The 18,905-nt window shown below is 56.0% G+C and carries 16 protein-coding genes; 8 read left to right on the forward strand and 8 right to left on the reverse strand.

Features of this window, described 5'->3' with window-relative positions:
- From AB1J88_RS01245 to AB1J88_RS01265, 5 genes are all read right to left on the reverse strand, one after another.
- The coding region (locus tag AB1J88_RS01245) for a glycosyltransferase (protein ID WP_430290004.1) at nt 1-376 on the reverse strand (376 nt) is incomplete at its 3' end.
- Nucleotides 283-3,585: a methyltransferase domain-containing protein gene (locus tag AB1J88_RS01250; protein WP_430290005.1), complete on the reverse strand. Its 3,303-nt coding sequence runs from the start codon at nt 3,583-3,585 to the stop codon at nt 283-285. The genes AB1J88_RS01245 and AB1J88_RS01250, both read right to left, overlap by 94 nt.
- Before the next feature lie 4 nt (nt 3,586-3,589).
- Nucleotides 3,590-4,930, reverse strand: coding sequence for an ABC transporter ATP-binding protein (locus tag AB1J88_RS01255; protein WP_430290006.1), 1,341 nt, complete (start codon nt 4,928-4,930; stop codon nt 3,590-3,592).
- Entirely contained in the window at nt 4,920-5,756 is an 837-nt protein-coding gene (locus AB1J88_RS01260; RefSeq protein ID WP_430290007.1) for an ABC transporter permease, read from the reverse strand. Before AB1J88_RS01260 ends, AB1J88_RS01255 begins: the two co-directional genes overlap by 11 nt.
- 176 nt (nt 5,757-5,932) lie before the next feature.
- A complete protein-coding gene (locus AB1J88_RS01265; protein WP_222018736.1) occupies nt 5,933-6,835 on the reverse strand; it encodes a glycosyltransferase family 2 protein in 903 nt (300 codons plus the stop codon).
- A 543-nt stretch (nt 6,836-7,378) separates the two neighbouring features.
- Here AB1J88_RS01265 and AB1J88_RS01270 point away from each other — a divergent pair.
- From AB1J88_RS01270 to fabF, 6 genes are all read left to right on the forward strand, one after another.
- A complete protein-coding gene (locus tag AB1J88_RS01270; RefSeq protein ID WP_430290008.1) occupies nt 7,379-8,347 on the forward strand; it encodes an NAD-dependent epimerase/dehydratase family protein in 969 nt (322 codons plus the stop codon).
- Nucleotides 8,347-9,375, forward strand: coding sequence for an MraY family glycosyltransferase (locus tag AB1J88_RS01275; RefSeq protein ID WP_430290009.1), 1,029 nt, complete (start codon nt 8,347-8,349; stop codon nt 9,373-9,375). Before AB1J88_RS01270 ends, AB1J88_RS01275 begins: the two co-directional genes overlap by 1 nt.
- A 102-nt stretch (nt 9,376-9,477) precedes the next feature.
- Entirely contained in the window at nt 9,478-11,472 is a 1,995-nt protein-coding gene (locus tag AB1J88_RS01280; RefSeq protein ID WP_430292650.1) for a polysaccharide biosynthesis protein, read from the forward strand.
- 110 nt (nt 11,473-11,582) lie between these two features.
- Nucleotides 11,583-11,918, forward strand: coding sequence for a ComEA family DNA-binding protein (locus tag AB1J88_RS01285; RefSeq protein ID WP_430290010.1), 336 nt, complete (start codon nt 11,583-11,585; stop codon nt 11,916-11,918).
- A gap of 212 nt (nt 11,919-12,130) precedes the next feature.
- On the forward strand, nt 12,131-12,928 hold the full coding sequence (locus AB1J88_RS01290) for an SDR family NAD(P)-dependent oxidoreductase (protein WP_041069437.1): 798 nt from the start codon (nt 12,131-12,133) through the stop codon (nt 12,926-12,928).
- Between the two features lie 17 nt (nt 12,929-12,945).
- A complete protein-coding gene (gene fabF / locus AB1J88_RS01295; RefSeq protein ID WP_430290011.1) occupies nt 12,946-14,220 on the forward strand; it encodes a beta-ketoacyl-ACP synthase II in 1,275 nt (424 codons plus the stop codon).
- Here fabF and AB1J88_RS01300 read toward each other — a convergent pair.
- From AB1J88_RS01300 to eat, 3 genes are all read right to left on the reverse strand, one after another.
- On the reverse strand, nt 14,217-14,774 hold the full coding sequence (locus tag AB1J88_RS01300; protein WP_108183421.1) for a TetR/AcrR family transcriptional regulator: 558 nt from the start codon (nt 14,772-14,774) through the stop codon (nt 14,217-14,219). The genes fabF and AB1J88_RS01300 overlap by 4 nt on opposite strands.
- A gap of 157 nt (nt 14,775-14,931) precedes the next feature.
- A complete protein-coding gene (locus tag AB1J88_RS01305) occupies nt 14,932-15,099 on the reverse strand; it encodes a DUF2897 family protein (protein WP_003226857.1) in 168 nt (55 codons plus the stop codon).
- A 221-nt stretch (nt 15,100-15,320) separates the two neighbouring features.
- Complete coding sequence (gene eat / locus AB1J88_RS01310; RefSeq protein ID WP_430290012.1) at nt 15,321-16,685, reverse strand: ethanolamine permease; 1,365 nt, start codon at nt 16,683-16,685, stop codon at nt 15,321-15,323.
- 426 nt (nt 16,686-17,111) lie between these two features.
- Here eat and kdpF point away from each other — a divergent pair, with 426 nt between their 5' ends.
- Both kdpF and kdpA read left to right on the forward strand, forming a co-directional pair.
- Nucleotides 17,112-17,201, forward strand: a complete 90-nt coding sequence (kdpF, locus tag AB1J88_RS01315) for a K(+)-transporting ATPase subunit F (protein WP_007963673.1) — start codon at nt 17,112-17,114, stop codon at nt 17,199-17,201.
- Between the two features lie 8 nt (nt 17,202-17,209).
- The gene (gene kdpA / locus AB1J88_RS01320; RefSeq protein ID WP_430290013.1) at nt 17,210-18,904 is read left to right on the forward strand and encodes a potassium-transporting ATPase subunit KdpA; all 1,695 of its coding nucleotides are present in this window, start codon (nt 17,210-17,212) and stop codon (nt 18,902-18,904) included.
- The last annotated feature ends 1 nt before the right edge of the window (nt 18,905 follow it).

An 18,905-nucleotide genomic window follows, 5' to 3' on the forward strand; every position in this document is an offset into this window, starting at 1 on the left:
GCTTGTCCGCATCGCCGTAAGGGGCGAGCAGGCTGCTGTCATCGACAATCTCGCCAATTGCACCGATGTCATACCCGACAACCGGAACATGCATGCGCATCGCAAAAGGACTCACCTGGCCGAAGCTTTCTTTCCAGACCGGCGCAACAAACAGCTTCATGCGGCGGTACAAGTCCGGCAGTTGCGAGTAGGCGACATAACCGGTGAACTCAAAGTTGTCTGATACGCCTGCCGAGTTCACCGCTTCCTTGAAGGTCTCCATCAGACTTCCGCCACCGACAATCAATACGCGGGTCTGCGGGCGTTTCTGTACGGCTTTGATGAATGGAGTAATGGAGTCAGCATTAAGCTTGTCCGTTTCCAGTCGGTAAACCATGCCGATCGTGTCGGTAGCAGTCTGATTGGGCGCATCGGCTTTGAACATCGAGAAGTCGGAGCCGGGATAAACCGTTGCATTCGGTGCTTCTGCTTGTCCAAAACGTTGCGAACGTAATCACTGACGTATACGTAACGCTTGATGGAGGGCGACAAGTAAGGCGCAACCGGTGTGTTGATGTTCTGGATGACGGGAATGCCTAATTGTTGCGCGGCACGCATGGTCTGGTCATACCAGGGTTCATCACAGTCGCCCCAGTAGTGCATGTGAATGACATTTGGTTGTAGTGCTTGCAGGTACTCGACAAAAGGCATCTCGTCTGCAGACAGTTTGATTTCCTTGATGGTGATGCCCGAATACGCGGCGGGGATCGGCGCATGGCTGGTCAGAATACTTTGCTCGAACCGGACGCCCAGGTATTCGTAGATGTCCACCACCAGGCGTGAGGAGCCGCCGGTCATGAAGTTGGCGATGACATGCAGCACCCGCGGCCGGACAGCATTCACACTGGTTGGCTGCTTGACGATGTAAGTATCTTCACTGATGTCGGTGGGCGCATCAGTGTTCGACACAATAGCTGGTGGCTGGCCTCTCAGGCTTTTCTTCAAGGCCGAGACGGTCGGACTCAGCAAGCGACGTGCGGGGGCAGGGGTCACGAGGGAGGCGAGCATGTAGGCGATGCGCAAGTATTTCTTGAGATCGTTGGGTTGCGCTGCAAATGCCTGACTCAAACGAAACAGTCGGCTCCGGCCGATGGCTTGTAGCCGTTGCTCGCGATGTGCGACTTCAACGTTGAGCTGTTGCACGATGGCGTTCTTTTGTTCCAGGTGCTGGTTCAGGGCGCTGATCTCCTGCTGTCTTGCTTCAGAGGCAGCCAGTGCTTCTTGCAGGGCGTCATTAATTTCATTCAGCGTGGAGTTCAGATTCTGACTCTGATTGATGGCGGACTCAGCAACCGCCTCTGTTTTGTTGATGAGATATTGGAACGCTGCCTCGGTTTGCGAGATGGCGGACACGAACGCTTCTTCCGTCTGTGTGATCGCAGAGTGAAACGCTGCCTCAGTCTTGGTGATGGCGGCCTGTACGGCGACCTCGGTCTGCGTGATCACAGACTGAATGGTCGCATCTTTGTCGATGACCACCCGATTCAGTCGCGCGGTTTCCGCCACGATACCTGGCATTCTCGACAGTTGAGAGTCGCGGTCACGAAGATGCTGATGCCACCATTGCGGGGTGCGATTCTCAATGTTGGAAACGTATCGCAAGGCATAAGCGCACGAAGAAGCGAGTTCGACAATGGCGCCCAGTTCGGACATACCAAAATCGGTCGGTTTTTCGAGCGAGCCCAATGAGGCGCACCAATCGATGGCGAGGGCCTTTTCTGCACTGGTGACACCTGTACGCCAATACAACGCTGCTTGTTGATTATTTCTTTTGCCGGACTCGATCAAACCCAGATTCAGGTAGGACCTGATTTGCTTGGTAATCAGAGTCGGGCTGTATTGAGTGCAGTCATAGGCCACACAAGTTTTATAAAGATCAATGGCGCGATCAGTGTCGCCTGCGGCCTGCCAGAGTTGGGCCATAACGAACGATATCGATACTTTCCAGCGCAACTGCTGCGGTGAATGATCCGCCTGATTCATGTAAGCGTCAGAATCTTTTGCAAACACTTCCAGCTGACTCACCGTCAGTGTGGATGCCTGCAGCAGTTGGTAAGCCTGAATGCACAGTGCCGCTCCCAGGTCAGGTGAGGTTTCCGGGGCTTGAGCGGCGACTTCGCGGGCAAGCTCGAGCAGCTTCTGAGTGTCTTCGATGCGATGACCGATCGTGACCAGGCCTTTCACCAGCCAGGGGTTGGCATAGTCGTCAAAACGCGTGACCTTCCATCCCGGGTTTTCAGGATAGAGATCGTAGGTGGTTTCGCGGTAAGGCACGGTTGCGCCAAGTGTCGGCGATTTCATGCCGACCAGAAGGCACCATTCACAAGACGGATCTTTTTCGATCAATGTCTTGGGGTCTACTTCATACAGCTCGCGAATGCCGACTGCCCACTCGTAAGCATTGTTGATTTTCGGTTTGTATTGATCCGCTGTCTGGGCGTAAGCCGCTTCGACGATGAAGTCTTTTTCCAGTTCTTTAACGATGCGCTCCCACGTGTAGACGTGAAAGTGGAATTCGTTCGGATCTTCTCCGGTTTCGTCTGACCAGTCATTTGGAACGGAAAGTACGATTCGCCCGGACGGGCTTAGGACCCGGTAGAACTCTGCCAGCAATCCAACCGGATCCGGTACGTGCTCCAAGGTTTCAAACGAGGTAATGAGGTCGATCGAGTTATCCGGAATATCGTTCAGCGCTTCCGGCAGCCAGCCTTCTTTGAAGGTGAGTTGCGAATTGACCGCAGAGAAGTTTTTTTCAGCGTATTTGACTGCATAGTTGCTGCCATCAACGCCGAGGATCGAACTGGCGTCCGAGCAGTTGAACAAAGTATAGGCGCCGTAACCTAGTCCGCAGGCCGCGTCGAGGATGCGGTCGCCGTTGCGCACATAGCGACTGGCCAGGAGATAGCGAATGATATGGCCATCGGAGCGACTGCCAGGCTCGCGCGTCATGTCCATGTGCAGGTCGCGCTCGTCTTTCAGCGCTTCCAATGGATAAACGGTGGCGGCTTCCTTGGGAAGCTTCTCAAGCGGTATGGCAATTTTGCCTTGTTCATATTGCAGAGACTGGTAATCGTTGACGCGATAGTAGGCAGGGTGTTTGCGTACGCCGTTTTCGAAGAACAGCATTTCCCAAGCTTTGCGGGCTTCTTTTGTGTCGGGTTCGCAGCTGGTGTCCAGAAACAGGAAGATGTTGCGTTTCGAGACTCTTGGCGCTTCGACAGCCAAACGCTCGAGGGAGAGAGCAGCGTCGTCGGCATGAGTGATCAATACCGTCGAAAAACTCTCGTCGTCCAATAGCAGGTCAGCACCGTCCCATGCAATGAACCGTCCTGGAAGCTGTGCATTGCCGCACTCGGTTTCAGCACCCGGGAAGACGTTGTACGCCTGCACACCCGCCAGCAGGAAGGCCCGCAGCAACTCTGTATCAGGCAGGCCGATATGTAGCACTTTGCCGTTACCACAGGCTGAAAGTACCTGCGAGACCAGTTGTTGGCGTTCCCCTGCCGTCAGTGATGCCGAGCAAATGTTTGTGGTGGAAATAGTCATTGGCTCAGCCCTTGAGTTCGATTGCTTTCATGCGGAGGTCGAGGACACCGCCAAAATGGTATTCGCGGGGCTTGGTAGCCACCGTAAAAAATGCCGCCTCGTCACGCCAGTGAAGAATGCGTTGTTCGGCGTAGTAAGGTTTGCCTTCCTGGGAGATGGCAGCCTGAATTTCGTAAAGGTTGGCGCCCAGACTGCATTCAAACTGAAAATCAACAGAGGACTCGGTGCCGGCAGTGAATGTCTTGGTCCAGAAGGTCTCGCCCGTCGCCAGATTGGCGGCAATGGCCATGTCCTGGTTTAGCGTGCCCCAGGAGTAAATCTTGACGCCTTCCTTGTTGCGAAGACGTAGGCTCACATTCAGGTGGTCAAGATCGACGTTGCAGCGGAAGGACACGCGAATGACAGACGTCTGTGTGGCATAGAAAACCTGGGTTTCTTCGCCCTCGGCGTTCAACACGCGCACATCCAGAACCTCGGCATCCTGATTACCGAAGGAGAACCGGTCTGCAGTTTTCGATTCGGTCTTGGCAGTCTTGTTATCGTCCTTCTGATGTTGCGCAGCCTTGTCGGAAAGGTTTTTCGTCAACTGTTGCAGGTAAAGACTTTCCTGTTCGTGCAGGTTCCTGCGGTAATCGAGGATGACGTCGGCCGAAGACCCGATGCTTTCAATTTTCCCATTGGAAAGAAAGATCGCCCGCTGCGTGAGGGTCCGCACCGATTCTTCATCGTGGGAGACGAACAGCAGGGTTGTGCCATTGCTGGTGAGCTTTTCGATTCGTTCGTAGCAGCGTTTCTGAAACAGTGCATCGCCGACCGCCAAGGCTTCGTCGACAATCAGGATTTCAGGTTTCAGATTAGCCTGGACAGAAAATGCCAGCCTCACGAACATACCGCTGGAGTAAGTCTTTACGGGTTGGTCGACGAATTCCCCGATGTCTGCAAACGACAGGATGTCATCCATCAGTTCGTCAGTCTTGCTGCGACTCAGGCCGTGAATCGCACAGTTGAGATAAACGTTTTCCCGCCCGCTGAATTCCGGATTGAAACCTGAGCCCAGCTCAAGCAGCGCGGCAATGCGCCCATCGACATTTACCGTGCCCGAGGTCGGCGTCAGTGTGCCGCAGATAATCTGCAGCAGTGTGGATTTGCCCGAACCGTTTTTGCCGATGATGCCGACAGACTCGCCGCGTGCAACTTCAAAGTTGATGTCCTTGAGAGCCCAGAACTCATGGTGAAGTTTCTTTGATGGCAAGATCATCTGAAGCAAGCGATCGTGCGCTTTCTCATACATGTTGAAACGCTTGGAGAGGTCATTGACGCGAATGGCAACATCTTTAGAGGACATCAGCAAAGCCTGCGCGAGTTTTTTGGAAGAATGCAAAGCCGAGGCAGCAGATAACAATGCCGACGATATAGCTCGTGCCAAGTGTGTGCATATCAGGGATCTGGCCGAACAACAGGGTTGCGCGGCCATTTTCGATGACAGCGGTCAATGGGTTGATATATAGCCAGCCGCGGTACTCTTCAGGCAAGGCGCTGATCGGGTAGAAAACCGGCGACAGAAACAGCAGTGCCGTGGCGGCCATGCCCGTGACCTGGCCAATATCGCGTATGTATGCGCCGAGTGCGGACAAGATCCAGGATAGGCCTATCACCATCAGGATTAGCGGTATCAGAACAATCGGGAAAAACAGCGCAGTAAGCGGAATCGAGTGATTGAACACCAGTTGTGCTGCCAGCAGCACCGACAGGCTGACGCACAGGTGAAACAGGGCGTTCAACACCGAGGTCGGAGCGAGGGTTTCAATCGGAAAAACGACTTTTTTTACAAAGTTGACGTTGCCAGTGATCAGTTTGGGTGCCGAGTTGATGCATTCTGCGCAGAACGCATGAATGATCAGGCCGGTAAACAGAATCAGCGCGAAGTCGACTTTGGACCCGGTGGCCGCACCGCTGCCGCCCCAGCGCGCATTGAATACGGTTGAAAAGACAAATGTATAAATAGCGAGCAATAGCAGCGGGTTGATAAATGACCATGCTACGCCCCCCACTGAACCGCGATAACGAGATGAAATCTCTCGTTTCGTCAGTTGCATGATCAGTTGGCGATTTTTAATTGCGCTGATCAGCATTCGCAAAGGCGACGTTGGAAATGAATCATGCATGTTCAAGGCAAAAGCTCCAATGGAGGCCGTTCGGTAAGTTGATAGATTGTACGAGCGACGTTATTTAGTTCGCTTGAAGGTGGCGACTGGAAGTAGCCGATGGGTGCAGCGCAATGACTGAAACCCGATTTGACGAATACACCGTTGCCATCACGGTGAAGCTTTCGATTGGTTGTCATCGGTCAAATACCCTTCACGATGGCTGCGAGGAGAAGTCCGATGTTACCTGGCAGTGTCTGGCGGTAGACACCGGCACGCAGCAGTCCAAGAAGGCGGCGCGGCAAGTTGCCTTTTCGCGCAAGGCGAAAGCATTCAAGTTTTTTCCGGTTTTCATTAGTCAGCAGTGCGTGCGCCGAAGTCAGGCAATGGATGTTCTGTTCATTCCAGTTCGAAAAGCGTCCTTTGAGCATCTGGCGAAACCGTGAAAACCGGGCTTTCAATCCGGAGTTGGCCCCGATCAGGTTGTCTTCATGCTGACGATACAGAACGAAAGGTTGTGCGTCGTAGGCAACCTTGCCGCCAGCGCCGGTCACCAGAAGATAGGCCCACCAGTCGTGCGCGACGATCTCCAGATGATCGCCTGCGATGCGCATCAATTCGCGTGCTGCATGGTTGAACACCATCGTATTGCCTCCCGCGATGCTCTGTACCAATGCATTGGCAAACGCCGGAGGACGTGAAAAAAGTGGTGAGCATTCCATGGGCTTTCCGTGCGAGTTCATGCCGCGGGTCCTCCCGCAGTAAAGTGCCGGAACATCCGTGGGAATCGTTTGCAGCCAGTCCAGAGCTGTCTCGAGTTTGGTGTCCAGCCAGATATCGTCCTGATCAGACCATGCATAAAAATCCGCTTGAACAGCCTCGTTGCAGGTGAGAGTCAGGAAATTGGCGGCAAACCCCCGTTTGGGACCCTGGAACACGCGGACACTGTCTGCTGTCTTCAATCCTTCGGAAAACGCCGCGAGAATGTCCAGGGTCTGATCGGTTGATCCGTCGTCGGATACGGCAATTATCCAGTTTTCGTGAGTCTGGGTTGCGATGGAGGCCAGTTGGTCAGCCAGAAAACGTTGACCGTTGTACGTGCACATAAGTATTGCGACACGCTTGGACAATGAGCGGTGGAAGCAATTTGACTTCACGAGTTGGTTTGCCGGGTGAGTGTCCACGCTAGAATCTGATGTTGAGGGGCTATGCACCTAGCACTCCGTTGCGAATAAATGACTCGTTGGTCAGAAAAATCCGTGGCGAGGGCACTAACCGCGAGTCAGCCTCGGAATAACATTGGATGACCAAAGTCAAAACGGGCATTGTAGCGAAAATTACTTTGCCCTAGTAGTGCTTAGCCGCATCTGCGCAGGGATATTGACCGGCGGACAGGGGGCAATCAGGTAGCATGTGCATCCGTCATTTTTATGGCTGAAAAGCATGGTCCGGGTTTACAGGTATCATGGCCGCCATAGACGACAGATCTCAGGCGTTGCCCTACAACAAATCCATTCGGTTTCGCGTGTTCAGTGCATTGGCTTGCTGCCCAGGACGATGCTTCGCGATCACAGCAGACTGCGCGATATGTCGAAGGTGTGGGACCAGGGTTGCTATCACGATGATTTTGCTATTTAAGAATGAGATAGATGAACGCTAGCACCGTATTGGTTACAGGTGGTTCGGGTTTTCTGGGCGGCGCCCTGTTAAGGACATTGGCAAGTCAAAAAGAATACTCCTTGCGCACGGCATTAAGACGTGACTGCAAAAGCCTGCCTGCGTCAGTGCGCGCGTTCAATGTTCCTGGCCTGACTCCAACCGTTGATTGGCAGGCTGCTCTGGTTGACGTCGACGTTGTAGTGCACGCCGCAGCACGGGTTCACGTGATGGACGAGCAGTCGGGCGATCCCTTGACCGAGTTTCGCTTGGTAAATGTCGAGGGCACTCTGAACCTGGCTCGACAGGCCGTGAAAGCGAAGGTCCGTCGATTCATTTACATCAGCTCAATCAAAGTGAACGGGGAGTCTACTGTTCCTGGCAGAGCCTTTACGGCAGACGATCCCTTTTCCCCCGTCGATCCCTATGGCATTTCCAAGTGTGAAGCTGAAGAAGCTCTTCGCCAGTTGGTATCTTCGACGTCAATGGAACTTGTTATTATCAGGCCCGTACTGGTTTACGGGCCGGGCGTGAAAGCGAACTTTTTAAGTATGATCCGCTGGCTGGACCGGGGAGTTCCGTTGCCATTTGGTGCGATCGTCAACAAGCGTAGTCTGGTGAGCCTGGATAACCTGATCGATCTGATACTGACGTGCTTCTCTCATCCAGCAGCGGCCAATCAGACTTTTCTTGCCAGCGATGGTGAGGATGTATCCACAACAGAGCTGTTGATGAAAATCGGTCGAGCATTGAATAAGCCCGCGAGGCTGTTGCCATTTCCGGTGGCTTTTATGTGTCTGGGGGCAAAGCTCCTGGGCAGGGAGGCCATTGCCCAGCGACTTTTCGGTTCTCTTCAGGTTGATATAAGCAAAAACTTACGACTCTTGGGGTGGGTGCCTCCAATGAGCCTCGATCAAGGACTGAACGCGACCGTGCAAGCCTATCTGGAATCTCAAAAGTAATGAACTTCTACTGGATTGTTCCATTGTTGGTGGGAGTTTCGTTCGCCCTGACCGCAGGCTTAAGGCGTTATGCGCTGGCGCGAAGCCTCATGGATGTGCCGAATGACCGCAGCTCTCATTCAGTCCCGACTCCGCGCGGCGGAGGAGTGGCAATAGTGCTGAGCTATGTTGTAGCGCTCTGTATGCTATATGGCTGTGGATTGATGTCATCTGATACCTTTATTGCTTTTCTAGGGGCGGGTTCGGTCACTGCTGTGATCGGGTTTCTGGATGACCATGGCCATATTGCCGCGCGATGGAGATTGCTGGCGCATTTCCTGAGTGCGGGTTGGGGAGTTTACTGGCTGGGGGGGCTCGCGCCCTTTGCCTTGTTTGGATTCTCGATTGATCCAGGCTGGATCGGGCATTTTCTGGCTGTGGTTTATCTGGTGTGGATGCTGAATCTCTATAATTTCATGGACGGTATCGACGGTATTGCCAGTCTTGAGGCGATCACCGTGTGTTTCGGCGGCGTGCTTATCTATTGGTTCAGCGGTAACGCTGATCTTGCATGGCCCGCAGTCCTTCTTGCTGCTTGCGTAGCGGGTTTTTTGTGTTGGAATTTTCCGCCGGCGAAGATTTTCATGGGGGATGCAGGCAGTGGTTTTCTGGGTGTCGTGTTGGGACTTTTGTCTCTACAGGCGGCTTGGATCGCGCCTGATTTACTGTGGGGTTGGCTCATTCTGCTAGGGGTGTTTATTGTCGATGCCACCTTCACGCTGTTAAGGCGTCTGCTTCGCGGCGACAAGGTTTACGAGGCGCACCGGAGCCATGCCTATCAGTTTGCTTCCCGGTCGCATGGCGGTCATATGCCTGTCGCGCTTGCCGTCTGCCTGATCAACTTGCTCTGGCTAATGCCTATTGCGATTGGAGTAGTGCTCTACAAATGGGATGGAGCCTTCGCCCTGATCCTGGCTTACCTGCCTCTGGTATGGCTGGCGGTCAGGTACGAGGCGGGACGACTGGAAGGTCGAACATCAAATAATTGAAAAACAGTGTTACTGTTTAGCGCTGCTGTAAAAGTCGTCTGTATCACAGGATTCGGCGCAAAAATTCAGTTGAAAGGATCGTGCTGAGGAAGTGACGGGATGATGGATAAAATTCGAGCGTATCTGCTGGGATTGCCTCGGCGCCGCAAAAGGTTGATTCAGGTTGCCACCGATATTGTGTTGGTGTGGCTGGCGCTTTGGTTGGCTTTTATCGTTCGGCTTGGCATCGACGATATGTATAACCCGTTGCGCGTCCATTTATGGTTGTTCGCGTCAGCCCCGCTTGTGGCTATCCCCCTGTTTATCCGTTTCGGCATGTACCGGGCGGTCATGCGTTACTTCGGCAACGACGCATTGGTTGCGATCATCAAGGCGGTCAGTCTTTCATCGTTGATTCTCGCGCTGATTGTTTACTGGTACAGCAATCACGAAACTGTGGTTCCGCGCTCCATCATCTTCAACTACTGGTGGTTGAGCATGGTGATCATCGGTGGACTGCGTCTACTGATGCGCCAGTACTTCATGGGTGACTGGTTCAATGCGGTTCAGCATGTGCCCTTTGCCAACCGCGACGATGGCCTGATCAAAGTTGCTGTATATGGCGCGGGGGTTGCCGGTAACCAACTGGTAGCGGCGCTTCGCATGGGGCGGGTAATGCGTCCGGTAGCGTTCATCGATGACGATCCGGGTATTTCCGATCGCTCCATCTCAGGCTTGCAGGTGTACAAGCCCAAGCATATTCAGCAAATGATCGATGTGACGGGCGCGAAGGAAATTCTACTTGCCTTACCCTCTTCGACCCGGGCGAGACGTCGGGAAATCCTTAACTTGCTTGAAGGTTTTCCGCTCCATATTCGCAGCGTCCCGAACTTTACTGATCTAGCCAGTGGCAGGGTCAAAGTTGAAGATATTCAGGAAGTGGATATCGCGGATTTGTTGGGGCGCGACTCCGTGCCTGCCCAACCTGATCTGCTCGAGCGTTGTATCAAAGGCAAGACGGTCATGGTCACGGGCGCAGGGGGGTCGATAGGTTCGGAGCTGTGCCGGCAAATATTTGCCTTGGGCCCGATCACTCTCATTTTGTTCGACCACGGCGAATTCAACCTCTACAGCATTTTGTCAGAGCTAGAGCAGCGTGCTGCCTGTGAATCGATTTCCTTGCGGTTGCTGCCGATTCTCGGGTCAATCCGTGACCCGGCTAAACTCCTCGATGTCATGAAGTACTGGAAAGTCGACACCGTTTATCATGCCGCAGCCTATAAGCATGTACCTATGGTTGAGCACAACATAGCTGAAGGTGTACTCAACAATGTAATGGGTACACTCAATACTGCTCAGGCCGCCTTACAGTCGGGCGTTTCGAATTTCGTCCTGATCTCCACCGACAAAGCAGTGCGGCCTACAAATGTCATGGGCAGCACCAAACGTTTGGCCGAGTTGACGTTGCAGGCCTTGAGCCGTGAGATAGCGCCGGTATTGTTTGGTGACAAATCAAACGTTTCCCGAGTCAACAAAACCCGCTTCACCATGGTCCGTTTCGGCAATGTGCTGGGATCGTCGGGTTCGGTGATCCCGCTGTTCCACAGTCAGATCAAATCAGGCGGCCCGCTGACGGTCACCCATCCCAAGATCACCCGCTACTTCATGACGATTCCGGAAGCCGCGCAGCTGGTCATTCAAGCCGGGTCCATGGGGCAGGGCGGTGATGTCTTCGTGCTGGACATGGGGGAACCGGTCAAAATTGTCGAGTTGGCAGAAAAAATGATCCACCTGTCGGGCTTGAGCATTCGCTCCGAGCGCAACCCGCAGGGGGATATTTCCATCGAATTCACTGGCTTGCGGCCAGGTGAAAAGCTCTACGAGGAGCTGTTGATCGGCGACAACGTAGCAGCCACACCCCATCCGATGATCATGACCGCCAACGAGGATCACCTTCCCTGGGATGTACTCAAGGTGCGCCTGCACGAGTTACTCGTCGCAGTCGAAAAGGATGATTACTCACGAGTGCGCCAGTTGCTGCGCGAAACTGTCAGCGGCTACACCCCGGACGGCGAAATCGTCGACTGGATCTATCAACAACGCCGTCTTGAACCCTGATTGTTTCACATCCTGTAATAGACGCATTTTTGACACCCGCCAACCATCGCCTAAGTTTGGAGAGCAGCTTCGGAAAAGCTGCTTTCTCAATCGATGATGGAGCGTCATTTATGCGTAACGGTTTTTTCTACTCCCTGGTTTTTGCTTTGCTCACCAGTGCTTCAATCGCTGTAGTCGCGGCACCTGCCGTCGTCCCGAACACGGATAATGCAACGATGGTGAGCGATAACGTGACATTGCCGTCGAGTGAAAAGGTCGATCTCAACGGTGCCGACGCAGCCACTCTGCAAAAACAATTGGCCGGAGTTGGCGAGACAAAGGCCAAAGCGATTGTTGCGTATCGTGATGCTAATGGGCCATTCACCTCGGTGGATGAGTTGCTGGAAGTGAAGGGCATCGGCAAGGCGATCCTCGTTCGCAACCGCGACAAGCTGGAAGTGAACTAAGCTGATTATTCAACGCCAAGGGGCCGGTCATTGACCGGCCTTTCTGCTTTCTGGTGGCAGAGATGCGACAGAGGGAGCGCCGTCGCGTCCGTCGGCGAGCTGAAAATTATGGGTATCATATTGTCTTGAGATTATGCCTATAATAATTTCCGTCACCTCCAGGCAAGTGAGCGTTGGAGGCCTATCTCCCAATATGTTTCAGGAGCGCTCTCATGAGTTCAGTCCAGTCTCAAGGTACGGCCGTCGTCACTGGCGCATCGTCCGGTATCGGTGCCATCTACGCGCAGCGGCTGGCAGCGCGTGGTTTTGATTTGCTGTTGGTGGCACGCGATCAACAGCGTCTTGACAGCGCTGCGGGCGAGTTGCGCGAAGCGCACGGTGTAAAGGTCGAAGTGCTCAAAGCCGACCTGACGCAAAAGGACGATGTCCTCAAACTCCAGCAACGCCTGCGCAGTGATTCAGGCATCACGCTGTTGGTGAACAACGCCGGGGTGGCGGCCGATGGCCTGCTGGCCAACTCCGATGCCGAGCAACTGGAGCGTCTGATCCAGTTGAACGTCACTGCCGTAACGTTGCTGGCCTCGGCAGCCGCCGCCAGTTTCGCCAAGGCCGGACGTGGCACGATCATCAACATCGCCTCGGTGGTGGCGCTGTTTCCGGAGCGCTTCAATGCCACCTACAGCGCGAGTAAAGCTTACGTGTTGAGCCTGACTCAATCGCTCAACGCCGAGCTCGAAGGCACTGGCGTGAAGGTGCAAGCGGTGCTGCCCGGGGTTACCCGCACTGAAATCTGGGAACGCTCGGGCATCGACGCCAGCGGTATTCCGGCGGAGATGGTGATGGAAGCTGGCGAGATGGTCGATGCGGCGCTGGCCGGTCTGGATCAGGGCGAGTTGATTACCATCCCGTCGCTGCCGGATGAGGGTGAATGGCAGGCCTTCGTGCGCGCGCGGCATGTCATGGCACCGAATCTGTCGCGCAGCTCTGCGGCCCAACGCTACAAGCATTGATCAGAGGTAACTGTGGTATGAATGAAGGTCGAATTGTTGTCACCGGTATGGGCCTGGTTTCGCCTTTGGGCAGTAACGTCGAGAGGGTCTGGCAGCGCTTGCTCGCCGGGCGCTCGGGCTTGCGCAATTTGCCGGACGCGGTGAGCGCAGACTTGCCGACCCGGGTCGCCGGGATGGTGCCCATGGCGGCGGAAGACGTCGAGGCCGGTTTCGATCCGGACCTTGCCACGCCACCCAAGGAACAGAAGAAGATGGATCGCTTCATCCTGTTCGCCATGGAAGCGGCACGCCAGGCCCTGCTTCAGGCAGGATGGCAGCCGTCCGAGGCCAAGGAGCAGGAGCGTACCGCGACGATCATCGGCTCCGGTGTTGGCGGGTTCGGTGCAATAGCTGACGCTGTACGCACTACGGACAGTCGTGGTCCGCGTCGTCTGTCGCCGTTCACCATCCCATCGTTTCTGGTCAATCTGGCGGCCGGACATGTGTCGATCCAGCACGCTTTGAAAGGCCCGCTCGGCGCACCGGTGACTGCTTGTGCGGCCGGGGTCCAGGCGATTGGCGATGCTGCGCGGATGATTCGTGCCGGTGAAGCGGACATCGCGGTTTGTGGCGGAGCGGAAGCCTGTATTGATCGGGTCAGCCTGGCCGGTTTTGCCGCGGCGCGCGCGTTGTCCAGCGGTTACAACGACACCCCCGAACGTGCCTCACGACCCTTTGATAGTGGTCGCGATGGTTTCGTGATGGGTGAGGGCGCCGGTCTGCTGGTGATCGAATCGCTGGAGCATGCACTGGCACGTGGCGCGCAGCCTTTGGCTGAGCTGGTCGGTTATGGCACCACTGCCGACGCCTATCACCTGACTGCCGGGCCGGAAGATGGCAGCGGTGCGCGACGGGCGATGCAGTTGGCGCTGGCTCAGGCAGGTGTCGCGCCGGATCAGGTGCAGCATCTCAATGCGCATGCGACGTCCACCCCGGTGGGCGATCTCGGCGAGTTGGCCGCCATCAAGGCGTTGTTCGGCACCGAGAATAAAATCGCCGTGACTTCGACCAAATCCGCCACCGGGCATTTGCTCGGCGCTGCCGGCGGACTGGAAGCGATCTTCACCTTGTTGGCCATCCGCGATCAGGTCGTCCCGCCGACGCTCAACTTCGAAAATCCGGATCCGGCGAGTGCGGGTGTAGACATCGTTCATGGTCAGGCACGGTCGATGCCGATCGAGTATGCGCTGTCCAACGGTTTCGGTTTCGGCGGGGTAAACGCCAGTGTGCTGTTCAAGCGTTGGCAGGATTAGTCCTGCGATTGCTTGAGGTGGTCACGCGTGACGTCGAGGATACGCTGGGCAAGCTCGGCGTCAGCGACACTGCGTGACAGCAAGAGCGCGCCGACCAGTGTCGACATGATGACGATGGCCCGGTCGGCGCTGTTATTGCCCTCAAGGGTGCCTTCGATTTGACTCAGTCGGGCATTGAGTACCGCATCACTGGTCGGGCTTGGCTGGCCGCGCAGACCCAGCTCTGAAGAAATGGTCAGCAGCGGGCAGCCTTCGTGCGGGGAGGTCTGATGCCATTCGGAAAGATAAGTGTCGATAAATGCCTGCAGCGGCTGTTCCTGAGCAAAGATCTCGGCGCACAGTCCATCGACTTGAGCGCTCGCCTCCTGCAAGGCTTTTTCGACCAGTTCGTCCTTGGATTTGAAGTGCGAATAAAAGCCGCCGTGGGTCAGCCCCAGTGCTTTCATCAAAGGTTGCAGGCCGGTAGCACCGATGCCGTCTTTGCGAAATCGCGCCGAGGCTTCCTTGATGATCCGCTGATGGGTTTGAGCTTTATGATCTTGCGAGTAACGCATGTGGAACTCTCCGCAACAAGACCACCATCTTAACCAAGGTAAATGAAATGGTGACTGTACTTCTACTTCTTAAAAGCGTGCGGCTGAGTCCAACATGATCCTTAAGGGATACGCTCCACAAAAAACAAACCCCGCCTGATCCGGCGGGGTTTTTCGTTCAGCGATCCTGCGCGTCCTTGATGTCCGCTTCGGCGTTGCGCTGCGCAACGCGCTTGCGTTCCTCATCGGTCAGTTCAACCTTGTTGGCGGTGTCGCGCAACATCATCAATCCGCCAACGATCGAGCCGATTGCAACGACCAGAATCAACCAGGCATACCAGGGCATAACGGCTCTCCTTAATGGCAGCTTGGCGGGCGAAGGCTTCGCCAGCGACGCTGCATACCACTTATGAGCGAAATGACTTCGCAGTGGTTCCATTCTAGGTCGGTTATGTCCGGTGTACCCGAAATCCCTGTAGGAGCTGCCGAAGGCTGCGATCTTTTGACTTTGCCTTTTCAAAAACAAGATCAAAAGATCGCAGCCTTTGGCAGTTCCTACATGATGCGTTATCGCCCCGTTAGCATGGCATCGGCCGGAGCGTCAGCGCGCAACTGACCGGTAAGCATGAAGTAGCCGAAACCGACCGCCATGAAGCCGAGGAAGATCAAGCCGATCAGCGCGTTGAACCACGCCATCGCCACCAGACAAACCACCGCCAGCACCAAGGCAATCAGCGGAATCAGCGGATAGCACGGCGCGCGAAAAGTCCGCTCGAGATTGGGTTCGGATTTGCGCAGTTTGAACAGGCTGAGCATGCTCATGATGTACATCACGATCGCGCCGAACACGGCCATGGTGATCATCGCGGCGGTGAGGGTCATGCCACCGAGGTTGATCAGTCCGTCGCTGTAGATCGCAGCGATGCCGATGATGCCGCCGGCGATGATTGCGCGGTGCGGGGTATGGAAACGCGAGAGTTTCGCCAGCGACGCCGGCAGGTAACCGGCGCGGGCGAGGGCGAAGAACTGCCGCGAGTAGCCGAGGATGATCCCGTGGAAACTCGCCACCAGACCGAACAGGCCGATCCACACCAGCATGTGCAACCAGCCGGAATTGTCGCCGACCACGGTTTTCATCGCCTGTGGCAGCGGGTCATTGATGTTCGCCAGGGTGCGCCAGTCACCGACACCGCCGGCGAAGAACATCACGCCCATCGCCAGCAACACCAGGGTCAGGATCCCGCTGATGTAGGCCTTGGGGATCGTGCGTTTGGGATCCTTGGCTTCTTCGGCAGCCATCGCCGCACCTTCAATGGCGAGGAAAAACCAGATCGCAAACGGAATAGCAGCGAACATCCCGGCAATCGCCGGCGCACCGAACACATCGGAACCGGCCCAGCCATTCAGGGCAAAGCTGCTGAAGCTGAAGGCCGGTGCGACCACACCCATGAACACCAGCAATTCAATCACCGCCAGCACGCAGACGATCAGTTCGAACGTTGCCGCCAGTTTCACCCCGAGGATGTTCAGGGTCATGAACACGATGTAGGCACCGACCGCTGCGTGTTTCGGGTCGAGCGCCGGAAACTGCACATTCAGATAAGCGCCAATCGCCAGGGCGATGGCCGGAGGGGCGAAGACGAATTCGATCAGCGTAGCCAGCCCGGCAATCAGTCCGCCTTTTTCACCGAAGGCTCGGCGGCTATAGGCGAACGGCCCGCCCGCATGAGGAATCGCGGTGGTCAGTTCGGTGAAGCTGAAGATGAAGCAGGTGTACATCGTGGCGACCATGAACGAGGTCACCAGAAAACCCAGCGTGCCGGCGACGCCCCAGCCGTAACTCCAGCCGAAGTACTCGCCGGAAATCACCAGCCCGACGGCGATGCCCCACAGGTGCAAGGTGCCCAGCGTGGGTTTGAGTTGTGTGTTCATGCGCATGCTCCCGGAACGGTTTGGAAAGCTCGGGGGAGGGCGTTTGCAGTGGGCGTGCCAGTCCTGTGAATCAGGTCGCAATAGGCTGAAAGCTGTCGTTATCCAAGATGTTCATTACCGGATGGGCACATTTTCGTGCGCCAGTTGGGTGCGACGTCGTTAGTGCTGCCGTCTTCGCGGGCAAGCCCGCTCCCACAGGTTTGGCGTTGGAATCAAACTCTGCGGACCACGCAAAAAACTGTGGGAGCCGGGCTTGCCCGCGATGAGGCCCGACCTGACGCTGCAAAACCCCGCTGTAACGCCAGCATAAACCCACTCTTTACGCTTTCTTTATGCCTCGCTGCACCCCTCGGTCTCGTTCCTTTACAGCCTCCTTTCCGACAATGCCTCCACACGCGGCAATACGCCGTAACACGGAGATCTTCCATGAGCGTTCTGGACGGGGTGTCCCTGCTGTTGGCAGCCGGGCTGTTCATTTATCTGTTGGTTGCGCTGTTGCGCGCGGATCGGAACTAGGAGCGGCTATGCACAGTTATGACTATTGGCTGATCCTCGCGTTTTTTGCGGTGGTCTTGCTGCCGGCGCCGTTCCTCGGGCGCTTTTACTACAAGGTGATGGAAGGTCAGCGCACTTGGCTGACACCGATCCTCGGCCCGGTCGAGCGCGGTTGCTATCGGATTGCCGGGGTGGATCCGCAAGCTGAACAGAGCTGGCAGAAGTACACGCTGGCTTTGCTGGCGTTCAACCTCGCGGGTTTCCTGCTGCTGTTCGCGATTCTGTTGTTTCAGGATCATTTGCCGCTGAACCCGCAAAACCTGCCAGGCCAGGAATGGACCCAGGCGTTCAACACCGCGGTCAGTTTCATGACCAACACCAACTGGCAGTCCTACAGCGGTGAAGTGACCCTCAGCTACCTGAGTCAGATGGTCGGCCTTACCGTGCAGAACTTCGTCAGCGCTGCCACCGGTCTGGCGGTGCTGGTTGCGTTGTGCCGTGGCATCGGGCGCAAGTCGGCCAAGACTCTGGGCAACTTCTGGGTCGACATGACCCGCGCCACGCTCTACGGCCTGCTGCCGCTGTGCCTGCTGCTGGCGCTGTATTTGGTATGGCAGGGCGTACCGCAGACCTTCGCGCAATATGTGAACGCGGTGACGATGCAGGGCGTCGATCAAGTGATCCCGCTCGGCCCGGCGGCCAGCCAGATTGCGATCAAGCAACTGGGCACCAACGGCGGTGGCTTCTTCGGTGTCAACTCGGCGCATCCGTTCGAGAACCCGACCGCGTGGAGCAACCTGTTCGAAGTCGCTTCAATCATCCTGATCCCGGTGGCGTTGGTGTTCACCTTCGGTCATTACGTGAAAGACCAGCGTCAGAGCCGCGCGATCATCGCCTGCATGCTCGCACTGTTCCTGATCGGCGGCGCGACGTCGCTGTGGGCCGAATATCAGCCTAACCCGGCGCTGAACAATGTCGCGGTCGAACAGACCGCGCCGCTGGAAGGCAAGGAAGCACGCTTCGGTACCACCGCCACCGTGCTGTGGTCGGTGACTACGACTGCGGCGTCGAACGGTTCGGTGAACGGCATGCACGACAGCCTCAACCCGCTCAGCGGCATGGTCGCGCTGGTCAACATGATGGTCGGCGAAGTGATCTTCGGCGGCGTCGGTGCCGGGCTCTACGGCATGTTGCTCAACGTGCTGATCGCGGTGTTCCTCGCTGGCCTGATGATTGGCCGCACCCCGGAATACCTCGGTAAGAAACTGCAGGCGCGGGAAGTGCAATTGCTGGTGGTGACCTTGCTGGTCATGCCGGTGGGCGTGCTGGTACTCGGCGCGATCGCCGCTGCTCTGCCTGGCCCCGCTGCGACCATCAGCAACCCCGGCCCGCACGGTTTCAGCCAGTTGCTGTACGCCTATACCTCGGCCAGCGCGAACAATGGTTCGGCGTTTGGTGGCTTGAGCGCCAACACACCGTTCCACAACCTGATGCTCGGTCTGGGCATGTTGATCGGTCGCTTCGGTTACATCCTGCCGGTACTGGCCCTGGCCGGCAGCCTGGCGATGAAGAAAACCGCACCGATCGGCCAGAACAGCTTCCCGACCCACGGCCCGCTGTTTGTGACGCTGCTGACCGTGACCATTTTGCTGGTGGGCGGCCTGACGTTCTTGCCGACCCTCGCATTGGGCCCAATCGCCGAACATCTGAGCATGGGCTTCTAAG

Origin of the sequence: Pseudomonas sp. S8 (assembly GCF_050473925.1) — a bacterium.
Classification (GTDB): domain Bacteria; phylum Pseudomonadota; class Gammaproteobacteria; order Pseudomonadales; family Pseudomonadaceae; genus Aquipseudomonas; species Aquipseudomonas parakoreensis.